The sequence below is a fragment of the Dactylosporangium sucinum genome (genome assembly GCF_014647515.1).
In the GTDB taxonomy this organism is placed as follows: Bacteria; Actinomycetota; Actinomycetes; order Mycobacteriales; family Micromonosporaceae; genus Dactylosporangium; species Dactylosporangium sucinum.
This window is the reverse complement of the sequence record NZ_BMPI01000018.1, coordinates 162,139-175,483: the sequence shown is the minus strand read 5'-3', so window position 1 is coordinate 175,483 and position 13,345 is coordinate 162,139. Positions and strand designations below refer to the sequence as shown.

16 protein-coding genes are annotated in these 13,345 nt (G+C 72.6%); 9 read left to right on the top strand and 7 right to left on the bottom strand.

Features of this window, described 5'->3' with window-relative positions; translation table 11 throughout:
* Nucleotides 1-245: 245 nt before the first annotated feature.
* Nucleotides 246-1,982 carry an aa3-type cytochrome oxidase subunit I gene (gene ctaD, locus IEZ31_RS20400; RefSeq protein WP_190251490.1) on the bottom strand — a complete coding sequence of 579 codons (1,737 nt, stop codon included), beginning with the start codon at nt 1,980-1,982 and terminating at the stop codon, nt 246-248.
* A gap of 150 nt (nt 1,983-2,132) precedes the next feature.
* Entirely contained in the window at nt 2,133-2,465 is a 333-nt protein-coding gene (locus IEZ31_RS20395; RefSeq protein WP_190251489.1) for a hypothetical protein, read from the bottom strand.
* A 239-nt stretch (nt 2,466-2,704) separates the two neighbouring features.
* On the opposite strand from IEZ31_RS20395, the gene IEZ31_RS20390 reads away from it, so the two are divergent.
* From IEZ31_RS20390 to IEZ31_RS20375, 4 genes are all read left to right on the top strand, one after another.
* On the top strand, nt 2,705-3,703 hold the full coding sequence (locus IEZ31_RS20390; RefSeq protein WP_190251506.1) for a LacI family DNA-binding transcriptional regulator: 999 nt from the start codon (nt 2,705-2,707) through the stop codon (nt 3,701-3,703).
* A 299-nt stretch (nt 3,704-4,002) separates the two neighbouring features.
* The gene (locus tag IEZ31_RS20385) at nt 4,003-4,863 is read left to right on the top strand and encodes an NADP-dependent oxidoreductase (protein ID WP_190251488.1); all 861 of its coding nucleotides are present in this window, start codon (nt 4,003-4,005) and stop codon (nt 4,861-4,863) included.
* Between the two features lie 67 nt (nt 4,864-4,930).
* Complete coding sequence (locus tag IEZ31_RS20380; RefSeq protein WP_190251487.1) at nt 4,931-5,734, top strand: carbohydrate-binding protein; 804 nt, start codon at nt 4,931-4,933, stop codon at nt 5,732-5,734.
* A 170-nt stretch (nt 5,735-5,904) separates the two neighbouring features.
* Entirely contained in the window at nt 5,905-6,861 is a 957-nt protein-coding gene (locus IEZ31_RS20375) for an acetylxylan esterase (RefSeq protein WP_190251486.1), read from the top strand.
* On the opposite strand, the gene IEZ31_RS20370 is transcribed toward IEZ31_RS20375, so the two are convergent.
* Nucleotides 6,848-7,054, bottom strand: coding sequence for an RNA-binding S4 domain-containing protein (locus tag IEZ31_RS20370; protein WP_190251485.1), 207 nt, complete (start codon nt 7,052-7,054; stop codon nt 6,848-6,850). The two genes, IEZ31_RS20375 and IEZ31_RS20370, sit on opposite strands and share 14 nt — an antisense overlap.
* A complete protein-coding gene (locus IEZ31_RS20365) occupies nt 7,051-7,401 on the bottom strand; it encodes an ankyrin repeat domain-containing protein (RefSeq protein ID WP_373294641.1) in 351 nt (116 codons plus the stop codon). The genes IEZ31_RS20370 and IEZ31_RS20365 overlap by 4 nt, the downstream gene beginning before the upstream one ends.
* A 146-nt stretch (nt 7,402-7,547) precedes the next feature.
* On the opposite strand from IEZ31_RS20365, the gene IEZ31_RS20360 reads away from it, so the two are divergent.
* The 5 genes from IEZ31_RS20360 (at nt 7,548) to IEZ31_RS20340 (ending at nt 11,625) form a co-directional block, all read left to right on the top strand.
* Nucleotides 7,548-8,096 (top strand): hypothetical protein, encoded by a 549-nt coding sequence (locus tag IEZ31_RS20360; RefSeq protein WP_190251483.1) that lies wholly within the window; start codon nt 7,548-7,550, stop codon nt 8,094-8,096.
* Nucleotides 8,097-8,213: 117 nt separating this feature from the next.
* Nucleotides 8,214-8,720 carry a hypothetical protein gene (locus IEZ31_RS20355; protein WP_190251482.1) on the top strand — a complete coding sequence of 169 codons (507 nt, stop codon included), beginning with the start codon at nt 8,214-8,216 and terminating at the stop codon, nt 8,718-8,720.
* Nucleotides 8,721-8,946: 226 nt separating this feature from the next.
* The gene (locus tag IEZ31_RS20350; RefSeq protein WP_190251481.1) at nt 8,947-9,777 is read left to right on the top strand and encodes a M20/M25/M40 family metallo-hydrolase; all 831 of its coding nucleotides are present in this window, start codon (nt 8,947-8,949) and stop codon (nt 9,775-9,777) included.
* A 303-nt stretch (nt 9,778-10,080) separates the two neighbouring features.
* A complete protein-coding gene (locus tag IEZ31_RS20345) occupies nt 10,081-10,860 on the top strand; it encodes a hypothetical protein (RefSeq protein WP_190251480.1) in 780 nt (259 codons plus the stop codon).
* Between the two features lie 84 nt (nt 10,861-10,944).
* Nucleotides 10,945-11,625 (top strand): MOSC domain-containing protein, encoded by a 681-nt coding sequence (locus tag IEZ31_RS20340; protein WP_190251479.1) that lies wholly within the window; start codon nt 10,945-10,947, stop codon nt 11,623-11,625.
* On the opposite strand, the gene IEZ31_RS20335 is transcribed toward IEZ31_RS20340, so the two are convergent.
* The 3 genes from IEZ31_RS20335 to IEZ31_RS20325 form a co-directional block, all read right to left on the bottom strand.
* Entirely contained in the window at nt 11,588-12,451 is an 864-nt protein-coding gene (locus tag IEZ31_RS20335; protein ID WP_190251478.1) for a dioxygenase family protein, read from the bottom strand. The two genes, IEZ31_RS20340 and IEZ31_RS20335, sit on opposite strands and share 38 nt — an antisense overlap.
* A 42-nt stretch (nt 12,452-12,493) precedes the next feature.
* Nucleotides 12,494-12,718, bottom strand: a complete 225-nt coding sequence (locus tag IEZ31_RS20330; protein ID WP_190251477.1) for a hypothetical protein — start codon at nt 12,716-12,718, stop codon at nt 12,494-12,496.
* Nucleotides 12,719-12,770: 52 nt separating this feature from the next.
* A partial coding sequence (locus IEZ31_RS20325) for a phosphotransferase (RefSeq protein ID WP_229835580.1) occupies nt 12,771-13,345 on the bottom strand: 575 nt, incomplete at its 5' end.

Below are 13,345 nucleotides of genomic sequence, written 5' to 3'. Positions count from 1 at the left end.
ACGGCCGGAGACGGCTCGCAGCGCAGGCCACGAGCCCACGCCATGCCACGGCCGGAGACGGCTCGCAGCGCAGGCCAGGAGCCGACGCCCAGCACAGGCGCCCAGAGGCGTCCAGGAGGGCCGCTGGCAGCCGTAACCGCCGTCTGGGCAGCCCGGGCCCCCGCGCCGGGCCGCGCGTAACACGTCTGCAACAAAGCCGCCCCCGGGCCTTCGCAGGCGCCGGGGGCGGGCTTGTCAGGAGTGCGTCAGTGCTGTTCCTCGTAGGTGGCGCCGCCGTCGGCCTCGCGGCTCAGGGGGCGGGCGCCGCCGGCCGGCGGGGCGTCCAGCGAGTGGCCGGGCGCGTGCGCCGGGAAGCGGGCGTCGAAGGCTGGGCGCTCCGAGCGGATGCGCGGCATGCTGTCGAAGTTGCGCAGCGGGGGCGGGCAGCTCGTGGCCCACTCCAGCGACATGCCGTGGCCCCACGGGTCGTTGACCTCGACCACGCGGCCGGTCTTGTACGACTTCCACACGTTCCAGATGAACGGCAGGGTCGACAGGCCGGTGATGAACGAGCCGATCGTGGAGATCGTGTTCAGCGTGGTGAAGCCGTCGGAGGCCAGGTAGTCGGCGTAGCGGCGGGGCATGCCCTGCGTGCCCAGCCAGTGCTGCACCAGGAACGTGGTGTGGAAGCCGATCGTGGTGAGCCAGAAGTGGACCTTGCCCAGGCGGTCGTCGAGCATCCGGCCGGTCATCTTCGGGAACCAGAAGTAGATGCCGGCGTACACCGCGAACACGATCGTGCCGAAGAGCACGTAGTGGAAGTGGGCCACCACGAAATACGTGTCGGAGACGTGGAAGTCGATCGGCGGGCTGGCCAGCAGGACGCCGGAGAGGCCACCGAAGAGGAACGTCACCAGGAAGCCGACCGCGAAGAGCATCGGTGTCTCGAAGGTGATCTGGCCGCGCCACATCGTGCCGATCCAGTTGAAGAACTTCATGCCGGTCGGCACGGCGATGACGAAGCTCAGGAACGAGAAGAACGGCATGAGCACCTGGCCGGTCGCGAACATGTGGTGGGCCCACACGCTCATCGACAGGGCGCCGATCGCGATCGTCGCGCCGACGAGGCCCTTGTAGCCGAAGACCGGCTTGCGGCTGAAGACCGGGATGACCTCGGTGATGATGCCGAAGAACGGCAGCGCCACGATGTAGACCTCGGGGTGGCCGAAGAACCAGAACAGGTGCTGCCAGAGCATCGCGCCGCCGGTGCTGGCGTCGTAGACGTGGGCGCCCAGGCGGCGGTCGGCCTCCAGCGCCAGCAGGGCGGCGGCCAGGATCGGGAAGACCATGATCACCAGGACGCTCGTGACCAGGATGTTCCAGGTGAACATCGGCATCCGGAACATGGTCATGCCGGGCGCGCGCAGGGTCAGGATCGTGGTGATCATGTTGACGGCACCGAGGATGGTGCCCAGGCCGGAGAGGACCAGGCCGACGATCCACAGGTCGGCACCCACGCCGGGCGAGTGGATGATGCTGTTCAGCGGCGCGTAGGCGAACCAGCCGAAGTCGGCGGCGCCACCCGGCGTGATGAACCCGATCAGCGTGATCGAGCCACCGAACGCGTAGAGCCAGTAGGCGAACGAGTTCAGCCGCGGGAACGAGACGTCGGGCGCGCCGATCTGCAGCGGCGTGATGTAGTTCGCGAAGGCGAACACGATCGGCGTCGCGAAGAACAGCAGCATGATCGTGCCGTGCATGGTGAACAGCTGGTTGTACTGCTCCGGCGACAGGAACTGCAGGCCAGGCCGGGCCAGCTCGGCGCGCATCAGCAGCGCCATGAACCCGCCGATCATGAAGAACACGAACGACGTGGTGAGGTACATCAAGCCGATCTGCTTGGCGTCCGTGGTCCGCAACAGCCGAGCGAACGCCGAGCCCTTGACCGGCTGGTGCACCGGCCAAGGCCTGGTGACGATCGGCTTTGGTGCAACGGTGGTCACGAAAGGCCTCCTGAGGCTGTTGAACCCGCTGGCGAGCCAGCTCCGTGAGGCGCCGCGCGATCAACACGTCACCCCGCAGGCAGAATAGTCTCCCCCCGTCTGGGCGAACTCGCAGGGGGCGGGCGATCTCCGCCGCCACCCCGGGAGACACTACGGCGCGCTGGGCGCCGCACCCCCGGATGCGCCGAGGCTGAACGAGATCGCACCGGCCGCGACCGCTGCCAGCACCAACAGGATGATGCCCCAGAAGATCAGCCGGTCGGCCGGCGAGGGGTTCTTCACCGCGTCCACCAGCCGGGTGCGGACGGGTGCAGGGGTGGGGGTCAGGACCGACACGTCGGCCGTGGGGGACTCGTCGGCCGGGGGCACGGCCGGCGCCGGCCGCTCGCCGACGGCGAGGGCGCGCATCACGATGAGGGCGGAGCCGGCCAGGACGAGGAGCACGCCGAGCACCGCGACGATGACGGAAATCCAGTCACGCATGCCCAGCAGGCTAGGAGATCCACGCTGGTCACACCAGTGGCCGCGGCGACCCGGTTCCGAGCGGCCGGAAGATCGGCGGCGCTGAAATTTACAGTCCGAACCCCGGTGGCGAAACCTCTCGGCAATCTCGTGTTGACAGCGCGGAAACGGTGTATGACGCTCCCTATGGAAGCGCTCCCAAAATCGACGACTTGCTATCTGAGGAGGTCGCGATGTCGATTACCGCCGCTCCAGAAGCAATGCCTGAGCCCGCCGAACACCCCACGCTCGCCCACGTCGCCGCCCTCGCCGGTGTTTCTTCCGCCACCGCTTCCCGCGTGCTCAACGGCTCCGCACGCGTCTCGCCGACCGCCCGCCAGCAGGTCCGAGACGCCGTGGACCGGCTCGGCTACGTGCGCCAGCGCGCCGCCCGCGCCGTCGACCGCCGCCCCCGCTCGGTCGCCGCCGTGGTGTGCGAGCCCAACGCACGACTCTTCGCCGATCCGTTTTACTCCCGTGTGCTCGCCGGCGCCAGTGCCGCCTTCGCCGAGCGTGACATGCCGATGCTGCTCGCCGCCGGAGAACGACCGGCGTCACTGCAGCGGTACCTCAGCAGCGGCCACATCGACGGCGTCATGCTGATCTACTGCCGCAGCAGCCACCCCCTCGTCGTCACGCTCCCCGCCCTCGGCGTGCCGGTGACGCTGATCGGCCGGCCGCTGCAGTCCAGCGCCCTCGCGTACGTCGACGCCGACAACCGCGGCGGCGCCCGCCAGGCCGTCGAGTACCTGGCCCGCACCGGCCGCCGCCGGATCGTCACGATCGCCGGCCCGCCCGACGTCTCCGCCGGGGTCGACCGGCTGGCCGGCTTCCGCGAGGGCCTGGAGCGCGCCGGCCTGGAGCCGGGCCCGATCGCCTACGGCGACTTCACCCGCCCGGCCGGCATCCACGCGATGACCCGGCTGCTCGACCACCGGCCCAACCTCGACGCGGTGTTCTGCGCGTCCGACCTCATGGCGGTCGGCGCACTGCACGCGCTGCGCCAGGCCGGGCGCCGGGTGCCGGAGGACGTCGCCCTGGTCGGCTTCGACGACCTGCCGCTCGCCTCGTTCACCCAGCCGCCGCTCACCACGATCAAGCAGCCGGTCGAGGAGATCGGCGCCGCCGCGGCCCGCCAGCTGCTGGCGCTGATGAGCGGCGAGTCGACGGACGAGCCACCGGTCCTGCCGACCACCCTGGTCCGCCGCCAGAGCGCATGACGCCACCGCCGCATCCAAGGGGTGCCCGGGACCGCGAGCGACCGGGTATGCAGCGGCTCCTGGACGCGGCCCGGGCACTTGACAGCACCGCCGTCGCCGGCATCGTGAGCCCGGACGGAAGCCACCGCCGACGTGGACGCCCTGCTCGCGCCGGCCGGCGCGGACCCGGACACCCGGTTCGCGGCGGCCGGCCCGGGCCGGGGCGGACGCTCCCTCCCTCCCGGGATCACCCACCCGACCTCGATCGGCATGGCCGTAACCGCCTGCACGCCGGTGCCCGCGACGCTAGACATGGAGGCATGAAGGCCATCACGGTGACCGAGCCCGGTGACGCCGACGGAGCGTCCGCCGCCGGCTACTCCCTCCGCGACCTCCCCGACCCGCAGATCGCCCCGGACCAGGTCCTCGTCGAGGTCCGCGCCGCCGGGGTCAACCCGCCCGGCTCCGGCCCCGGCAACGGCGACATCCCCGGCTGGGACGTCGCCGGCGTGGTGGTCGCCACCGGCGCCGACGTGGAGGGGTTCGTGGTGGGCGACGAGGTCTACGCGTGCGCCCGGAGCACCTACGCCGAGCGGGCCGCGATCGCCGCCCGGGACGTCGCCCACAAGCCGGCCGGGCTCAGCTTCGCCGAGGCGGCCGCGGTACCGCTGGCCGGCCTCACCGCCCTGCAGGCGCTCCGCGCCGCCGGCACCGGCGAGGGTGACGTGGTCGTCGTCCACGACGCGGCCGGCGGCGTCGGGCACTTCGCGGTGCAGATCGCCCGGGCCCTGGGCGCCGAGCGGGTGCTCGGCACGGCGGCCGAGGCCGACCACGAGTTCCTGCGGGAGCTGGGCGCCGAGCCGGTCCAGCAGGTGCCCGAGCCGGTCGACGTGGCCCTGGACCTGCAGGGCGGCGCGGCGACGGAGTCCGCCGTCGAGGAGGTGAAGGACCCGGCCCGCGCGGTCTCCACCGCCGCGGGCGGCGAGCGGATCGCCGAGCGGGGCGGCCGGTTCCTCGCGCCCCGGCCCGACGCCGGCGACCTGCGCTGGCTGGCCGACCTGGCCGACCAGGGCCGGCTGCGGGTCAACCTGCACCGCGAGCTGCCGCTGGCCGAGGTCGCCGACGCGCACCGCCTGATCGAGTCCGGCCTGGTCCGGGGCAAGGTCGTGCTCACGCCGTAGGGGCGCCGGAAAATCGACACGGCTCACACATCGCGCGGGGTGATCCAGAGGCGATACCGTGCCCGGCATGACCGATGGCCTCGACGTCCCGGACGACTACACCGGACGGCGGCGGGCCGACGCGTATCGGCAGCCACGCATCGCGTTCGTGGTCGTGCTCATCGTCGTCGCGGTGGTGGTCGTGGGGCTGCGCGGGCTGCTGACCGGCGCGCCGGACATCACCCGGTTCGCCTCCGGGGAGGCGGCGGGGCCGGTCGTGCCGACGCTGTCCGGCCTTCCCGCGCCGCTCGCGACGCCGGGGGCCGCGAGCCCGGCCGGCACCACGGCGAGCCCGGCGGCGGGCGTCAGCACGGGTGCGAGCCCGGGCACGAGCGCCGCCCCGACGGATCTCCCGAGCTCCGCCGGGCCGCCGCCCAGCGCGCCCGGCTCGGCGGCGCCGTCCGTCCCGCCACCGTCGCCGTCGCCCAGCCCGTCCGGTACCCCACCCGCATCCACGTCCTACGAGGCGGAGGCGCCGGGGAACGGCCGGCACGGGATGACGGTCCGCGAGGTCAGCGGGGCGTCGGGCGGGCGGGCCGTCGCCAACGTGGGCAACGGGCGGGTGCTGTCGTTCACCGGCGTCGAGGTGGGGCGGCCGGCCGAGGTCACGGTCACGATCGCCTACCTGGCCACGGACACCCGGCGCTGCTACGTGCGGGCGGGCCACGGCGAGTGGCACCTGGTCACCTTCGCGCCGAGCGGCGGCTGGGACCGGGTCGCGACCGTGACGCTGACCCTGCGGCTGGGCGGCGGGAAGAACACGATCGAGGTCGGGAACACCCCCGGCAGATGGTGTCCCGACCTCGACCGCATCACCGTTGCCCCCCGCTGACCACCCCAGCTCGGCAACGTGTTGGGTGAAGCTTTGGCGTGACCGTGCGCCGGTGGACCATCCAGGGAGGCTTCCGGTTTTCCGGCGCCGGTCACATGAACTACGATGACCCCCCGACCTGGGCCGAACCCGTAATCGCGCTGGGAACTTCCTGGTAATAGGGTCGCCCCATGGCCCTCTTCGATCTTCCCCTCGACCGGCTGCGGACCTATCGTTCGGCCTCGAACGAACCGGGCGACTTCGACGAGTTCTGGGCGGCGACGCTCGACGAGGCGCGCTCCCGCGCCACGCCGGCGGTGCTGACCGAGGTGGACACCGGCCTGCGGTCCCTGCACACGATCGACGTGACGTTCAGCGGGTACCACGGACAGCCCGTGAAGGCGTGGCTGATCCGGCCGCGCGACGCCGACGGCCCGCTGCCGGTCGTGGTGGAGTTCATCGGCTACGGCGGCGGCCGCGGGTTCCCCCACGACTTCCTGCTGTGGTCGGCGGCCGGCTACGCCAACCTGGTCATGGACACCCGCGGCCAGGGCGGCCGCTGGCGGGCCGGCGACACGCCCGACCCGGACGGCGCCGGCCCGCAGGCGCCCGGCTTCCTCACCCGCGGCGTGCTCGACCCGCGCACGTACTACTACCGCCGGCTCATCACCGACGCCGTCCGCGCCGTCGAGACCGCCCGCGCGCTGCCGTTCGCGTCGAAGGTCCTGGTCACCGGCATCAGCCAGGGCGGCGGCCTGGCCCTCGCGGCGGGCGGTCTCAGCGGCGACGCGGTCAGCGGGGTGATCGCCGGGGTGCCGTTCCTGTGCGACATCCGGCGCGCCGTCACCATCACCGACAACGACCCCTACGCCGAGTTCGCCCGGTTCGTCCGGCTCAACCCGGCACGGGCCGAGGCCGCCCTGTCCACCGTGGACTACGTCGACGGCGTGCACTTCGCGAAGCGGATCACCGCGCCCGCCCTCGTCTCGGCGGCGCTCATGGACCTCACCTGCCCGCCGTCGACGGTCTTCGCCGCGTACAACGAGATCCCCGGGTGCAAGGAGCTGCAGCTCTACGAGTGGGACGGCCACGACGGCGGCCAGGGCCACTTCGCCCAGCGGGCGGTGCGGTTCGCTAACGCACTCTGAGGGTCTGCCCGAGTACCTCGACGACGTCGCCGCGGTGCAGTTGCCGGCCGCGGCGCGTGTCGACCTCCCCGTTGACCGACACCTCGCCCTCCAGGATGAGCTCCTTGCTCTCCCCGCCCGACTCCAGCACGTCGGCGAGCTTGAGGAACTGGCCGAGGCGGATCATGTCGCCGCGGATCGGGACGTCTCTCACCGGGCACGCTCCAGCAGCTCCAGCATGGCGGGCAGGTCGAAGAACCGGGCCGTGTCGAGCGCCGACGGCCCGCCCGCGTGCGGGTCGGCGCCCGCGTCGAGCAGCGCCGTGACCGACTCGGCCGACTGGCGGAACACGGCCGCGCTCAGGGCGGTCTGACCGCGGTCGTTGACCCGGCCGGCGTCGGCGCCCCGGCCGAGCAGCGCGGCGACCGTGGCCGGGTGGTTGTGGTACGCCGCGAGCATCAGCAGCGAGTCGCCCTTGTCGTTGGTCAGGTTCACCGGCAGGCCGGCGTCAACGCTGGCCGCCAGCTCGTCCGTGGCCCCGGCCCGGGCCAGGTCGAACATCCGGCGGGCGAACGCCAGCACCTCCGGGTCGATCGGTTCACTCACGGTTCGAAGCCTAGCTGTCGGTGACCTGACCTCCGCGCGCCGAACCTTCTTCCGCGGCCGCCCGTGTCTGGAGGCGAAGCTGCGATGAAGGAGAGACCGAGATGCGCAAGTTCGTCCTGACCCTCGCGGTGGCCGCGGCCGCCGCCCTGTCGCTCAGCGCCTGCGGTGCGATCGACCTGACCAAGCAGAACACCGACCAGCCGGCCGCCGCGGCCCCGGCCACCACGGCGGCGGCGCCCGCGAGCCCGGCCCCGGCGGCCGGCGTCGCGGGCCTCAAGGTCGCCCGGAACGACACCCTCGGCACGGTGGTGACGGACTGGAAGGGCTGGACGCTGTACCGCTTCGAGAAGGACGCCCCGAAGCCGTCGAAGTCGAACTGCGAGGGCGAGTGCCTGAAGCAGTGGCCGGCCGTCCCGTACGCCGAGAACATGAAGATCGAGGGCGTCGACCAGAAGCTGATCGGCAAGATCACCCGAGGCGACGGCTCGCTCCAGCTGACGATCAACGGCTGGCCCGCGTACCGCTTCGCCGGCGACGCCAAGCCCGGCGACGCCAAGGGCCAGGGCGTCGGCGGCACCTGGTTCGCCTTCACCCCCGAGGGCAAGAAGGCCCAGGCCGTCGTGGCCGACGCCGGCAACGGCGGCTACTGACCTTCCCCCCGGTGCGGCGCCGGCTCCCGATCCCCCTCGGGCGCCGGCGCCGCCGCTGTTGTGCAGATCTCGTGACGAGGGCGGTACGGCGGCGGCTCCGGGATCTACGCTCCGGCCATGTCCACGCAGCGCAAGATCCGCGTCTGGCTCGTGCTGTTCCTCGTCGGCCTGGTGCTCAGCGGCGTGACCGCGTTCCCGCTGGAGCACGAGGTCCGGTGGCTGCACTCGCTGCTCGACGGCTCGCCCGCCCCGGCCGGCCTCGTCGACTGGATCGCCCGGGTCGACCGGGGCATCACCGAGACCAACGACAAGTATCCGTTCATCATGTACGGCACCGACTGGCTGGCCTTCGCGCACCTGGTCATCGCCGTGGCCTTCTGGGGCGTGTGGCGCGACCCGGTGCGCAACATCTGGGTCGTCGAGTTCGGCATGATCGCCTGCGTCGGCGTCGTCCCGCTCGCAGTGTTCGCCGGGCCGGTGCGCGGGATCCCGTTCTGGTGGACCCTGATCGACATCTCGTTCGGCGTGTTCGGGATCATCCCCCTGCTGATCCTCCACCGCCTCATCCGGCGCCTGCCGGCCGCACCCGAAAAACCGTTGCCGCAGGCCGTCCAGGCTGGCTAAGTTGGGCGTACACGGGAAAGGAGGTGGTCCAAAGTTGTGTAGCAATGGGACTCGTGAGGTGGTTGTCCGCTAGCCGCCGTCCTCTGGACTCGCACTTCGTGCGGCCGCCCGGACGGCGGCCCGGCGAATACGAGACGGCTACCCGGCCCCCGAGGCTGTTCCGGTGCTCGTCCTACCGGACCCACGCTTGTGGGAAACCTCGGGGGCTGTTCCATATCCTGTTCCGGTGAATCTTGACCCGGTGGTCTCCGCCGACCGGCTCGCCGGCCACGTCACCGCGCTGACGGCCCACGGGCCGCGCTGCGGGGACCTGCCCGGGGTGACCGCTGCCCTTCGGTACATGACCGACTCGCTCAAGGCAGAGGGACTGGCGGTGAAGGTCGAGCGGTACGGCGGCGAGCTGCACGACGTGAACCTCGTGGCCGAGATCCCCGGCGCCTCCCCCGACGCCGTCGAGCTGTGCGCGCACTGGGACACCACGCCGGACGGGGTCGGCGCCGACGACAACGCGAGCGGCGTGGCGGGCGTCCTGGAGGCGGCCCGCGCGCTGCGGGGCCTGGAGCTGCCGGCCCGCACCGTCCGGTTCTGCCTGTTCGGCGGCGAGGAGACCGGCTTCCTCGGCAGCACCGCGCACGTGCGCGGCATCACGCCCGGCACCGAGTCGATCGTGTTCGAGATGATCGGGTACACCGCGGCCGGGCAGGGCTTCCCCCCGCAGTTCGCCGAGCTGGTCGACCCGCCCTCCCGCGGCGACTTCATCGCGCTCGTCGGCGAGCCCGACTCGATGCACCTCGTGCACGACTTCGCGCTGCACGCCACCGTGCCCGTGTTCCCGTTCATCGTGCCGGTCGTCGCCCGCGACCTCGTGATGCGCAGCGACCACGTGCCCTACTGGGAGTCGCGGCGGCGCTCGCTGCTGGTGACCGACACGGCCGACTACCGCAACCCGAACTACCACCGGCCGACCGACACCCTCGACACGCTCGACCTGCCGTTCGCGGCCGGCGTCGTCGAGGCGGCCGTCCGCACGATCACGGCCGCCGCCTACGGCACGTGACGCGGATCACGACCCCGTCCGGCGGGCGGCCCGCCGCCGCTCCGCCCGCCGACCACTCCCATGATCATGGGAACCATCCGGTCGTCCCGGGCCGCCAACGGCTCCCATGATCTTGGAGCCGGCGGGGTTGATCGCAGTTGGAGCGCGCCGGCGCGCGTCTGGAGGAGGCGCCGCCCCGAGTCGCCGGCGCTGCCCCGCGGAGTGCCGAGGTGCGGTTTCTCCGTTTGAGCGCTACGGAACCCGGCCGGTGAGACGCTTGGTTACGGGCACGTTACGGGGCGTCCCGAAGGCGGAGGGTGGGCCATGGGTGTCGAGCTGTCCATCGTGGCTGGGACCTGCTACGGGTCGTCCAGCGTCAATGCCGCCGGCACCGACCGGCACCCCGTCAGCGCCGCCGAGTGCGACGCCTTCGGGCTGGACGACCAGAGCCTGATCGAGGCCGTCGCCGCCTGCCTGGGAAGAGCGCCCGACCTCGCCCAGCTCGACGGGTTCCTCCACCGGTCGCACGGCTGGGAGCCCGTCACCACCACGCTCCGGGTGGCCAGCGCGTCCGTCACCGGGGTCGGGTCCGAACCCGTCGCGGTGCCGCTCGGGCTCGCCCCGGCGGCGTCGCTGGGCTGCACGGCGGCCAACCTCTGGTCGCCGGTGGACGGGATCAGCCCGACGGAGCGCCTGCGGTACACCGTTGAGCTCCCCGCCGGGGGAAGACTCGACTATGCCCACGAGTGGGGCGCGGAGGCCGTCGAGTCGTGCGCGCTCGACCTGCCGGCCGGCGCCGCCGCGGACGAGCTCGTCGGGCTGCGGATGGAGCTCGGGGTGCGGGTGATCTACGACGCGTACCTCACGGGGGATGTCGCCGTGCACTACCGCGACGGCCACGAAGGGCATCGATTCTGGGGGATCGACGTCGGGACGGTCCTCGCCGCGGCCGGGCTGCTGAACGGGCGGCACTTCGCGGAGAATATCCGCATTCGATACCTCGCCAGCGCCCGCGTCGTCCACGCCGACCCCGGCGGAGCGCCGACCACCGTCGGCGGTCCCGGCATCCGGGCCGGCGCCGACCTGGCCCTGACCGGCGCCTGACCGCCCGCCCGGCGCCGGGGCAGGAGGCCGCGACCACCGAATCGGCCCTCTCCACCGGCCCGGCCCAGCGGTTACCGTCGTCGCGTGGCCTACCTCCTGTCCGTCAACGTCGGCTCGCCGGCGCCGACCGCGCACTCCGACTTCCCGACCACGAGCATCGACAAGCGCCCCGTCACCGGGCCGGTCGCCGTCGCCGTGCCGGGGCCGCGCGGCACCACGCCGACCGGCCTGCGGGGCGACTCGATCAGCGACGTCAAGCACCACGGCGGGCCGGACCAGGCGGTCTACGCGTACGCGCGGGAGGACCTCGACCGCTGGGAGCGCGAGATCGGCCGGGAGCTGCCCGGCGGGGTCTTCGGCGAGAACCTCACCACCCAGGACCTCGCGGTGACCGACGCGCTGATCGGCGAGCGCTGGCGGATCGGCGAGGAGGTCGTGCTGGAGGTCAGCGCGCCGCGGATCCCGTGCCGGACGTTCGCGGCCTGGCTGGACGAGGCGGCCTGGATCAAGCGGTTCACGGTGCGGGCGACCCCGGGCGCGTACCTGCGGGTCGTCCGGCCCGGGTCCATCCGGGCCGGCGATCCGGTCGAGGTGGTGCACACCCCGGCACACGACGTGACGATCGGCGTCGCGTTCCGCGCGCTGACCCTGGAGCCGGACCTGCTGCCCAGGCTGCTCGCGGCCGACGCGCTGCCCGAGGCGACGAAGGACAAGGTCCGGGCGCGGCTCAGGCCGTCTGGATCGAGCGCTTCGCCAACCCCATGAAGTAGCCGTCGATGACCGCCTTCGTCGGCGCGTCTGGGCGGTCGGCGGCGCCCAGCGTGACGAACAGCGGCGTGTAGTGCTCGACCGTCGGGTGGGCGAACGGCATGCCCGGCGCCTCGGTGGCGAACCGGGCGAGCGTGTCGACGTCGCCGCGCTCGAGCGCCTCGGCGGCCCACGCGTCGAAGTCGGCCGACCAGGCGGGCGGGGTGCCGCCGCCCGTCCAGTGCTCGCGGGTCAGGAACGGCAGGCCGTGGGTCATGAAGCCGGAGCCGACGACGAGCACGCCCTCCTCGCGCAGCGGGCGGAGGCGGCGGCCCAGGTCGAGCAGCCGGTCGGGGTCGTGGGTCGGCAGGCTCAGCTGGAGCACCGGGACGTCGCCCAGGGGGTACATCACCATGAGCGGCACCCAGGCGCCGTGGTCCAGGCCGCGATGGCGGTGCTCGTGCACCGGCTCCGAGTCGGGCATGAGCCCGGCCACGCGCCTGGCCAGCGCGGAGGCGTCGGGCGTTGCATACTGCAGCCGGTAGAAGTGCGGGGCGAAGCCGCCGAAGTCGTACACCAGCGGCGTGCCCGCCGCCGTGCCGGAGACGCTCAGCGGCGCCGACTCCCAGTGCGCGCTGACGATGAGGATCGCCGCCGGCTTGGGCATCCCGTGCGCCCAGTCGAACAGCTGGCGCATCCAGGTGCCGTCCTCCAGCAGCGGCGGCGCGCCGTGGCTGAGGTAGATGCTCGGCAGCGGCCCGTCGGACGGGGTCCAGGTGCGCTGCGCCCGGCTGGCCGGGACGGCGTGGTCGAGGTGACGGTCCAGCAGGGGCAGCGCACTCATACACCCAATGTAGCTAGTAGTTGAGACTTCAACAAGTGCCGCCTACTGCTCCTTCATCGCCAGCTCGGAGGCGCGGTGCAGCGCCTCGGCCACGGCCTTGGTCTCCTCCGCGCCGTAGACGAGCAGCAGGTCCCGCTCGGCGCCGCCCTTGCGGTCGGTCGCGGTGGCGCGCTCGATCACCACCCGCGTGGTGGTCAACTGGTCGTCGACGGAGATGTCCATGTCGGCGACCCCGATGTCGACCTGGCGAACGAAGAGTTCTTCCATGGCACAAAGCGTGACCGAGCCGGTCGGCGCTCGCCCCGCCCCGATCGGGTTATCAGTGGTGGGCGCGCGCGAACGTCGTCACCAGCAGCTTCGCCTCGTGGAGGTGTGCCTGCTCGTCGCCGGTCAGGCTCGGATCCGCCGCCCGGCGGCGCACCGCCGCCTCCAGCTGCGACAGCGGGTTGTCGCGGGTGCAGCCGAGCAGCACCTCGAGGAACGCCTCGGCCTGCCCGGTGAACGGGTGCCCGGGGTCGACCGCCACCTGCGCCACGATGAGCGCGGTCATCGCCACGTCGAGCTCGGGCGGGCCCTCGGTGGTGTTGCGCCAGTCGATCACGACCGGGCCGCCCTCGGTCATCACGACGTTCTCGGGGTGCAGGTCGAGGTGCAGGATGCGGGTGCCGGGATCGGTCGCGGTGCGGGCCCGGATCCTGTGCAGCCGGTCGAGCAGGTCGGCCAGCACGACCCCGCCGTCGCGCAGGTGCATCGTGCCGTCGGCGAGGGCCCCCAGCATCGTCGGGCCGTCGAGCCGCTCCAGCACCAGGTCGGCGCCGGACGCCTCGTAGATGCGCGGGACCGGGAAGCCGTGGTCGGCGACGTACCGCATCACCGTGGCCTCGGCCGTGACGT

Coding starts and splice junctions, on each gene's coding strand:
- IEZ31_RS20365 (WP_373294641.1), bottom strand. CDS start 7,401: ATGTTCGACCTGGCCCGGGCCGGGGCCACGGACGAGCTGGCGGCCAGC.
- IEZ31_RS20335 (WP_190251478.1), bottom strand. CDS start 12,451: ATGAGTGCGCTGCCCCTGCTGGACCGTCACCTCGACCACGCCGTCCCG.
- IEZ31_RS20390 (WP_190251506.1), top strand. CDS start 2,705: ATGCCTGAGCCCGCCGAACACCCCACGCTCGCCCACGTCGCCGCCCTC.
- IEZ31_RS20385 (WP_190251488.1), top strand. CDS start 4,003: ATGAAGGCCATCACGGTGACCGAGCCCGGTGACGCCGACGGAGCGTCC.
- IEZ31_RS20380 (WP_190251487.1), top strand. CDS start 4,931: ATGACCGATGGCCTCGACGTCCCGGACGACTACACCGGACGGCGGCGG.
- IEZ31_RS20395 (WP_190251489.1), bottom strand. CDS start 2,465: ATGCGTGACTGGATTTCCGTCATCGTCGCGGTGCTCGGCGTGCTCCTC.
- IEZ31_RS20345 (WP_190251480.1), top strand. CDS start 10,081: ATGGGTGTCGAGCTGTCCATCGTGGCTGGGACCTGCTACGGGTCGTCC.
- IEZ31_RS20375 (WP_190251486.1), top strand. CDS start 5,905: ATGGCCCTCTTCGATCTTCCCCTCGACCGGCTGCGGACCTATCGTTCG.
- IEZ31_RS20330 (WP_190251477.1), bottom strand. CDS start 12,718: ATGGAAGAACTCTTCGTTCGCCAGGTCGACATCGGGGTCGCCGACATG.
- IEZ31_RS20360 (WP_190251483.1), top strand. CDS start 7,548: ATGCGCAAGTTCGTCCTGACCCTCGCGGTGGCCGCGGCCGCCGCCCTG.
- IEZ31_RS20355 (WP_190251482.1), top strand. CDS start 8,214: ATGTCCACGCAGCGCAAGATCCGCGTCTGGCTCGTGCTGTTCCTCGTC.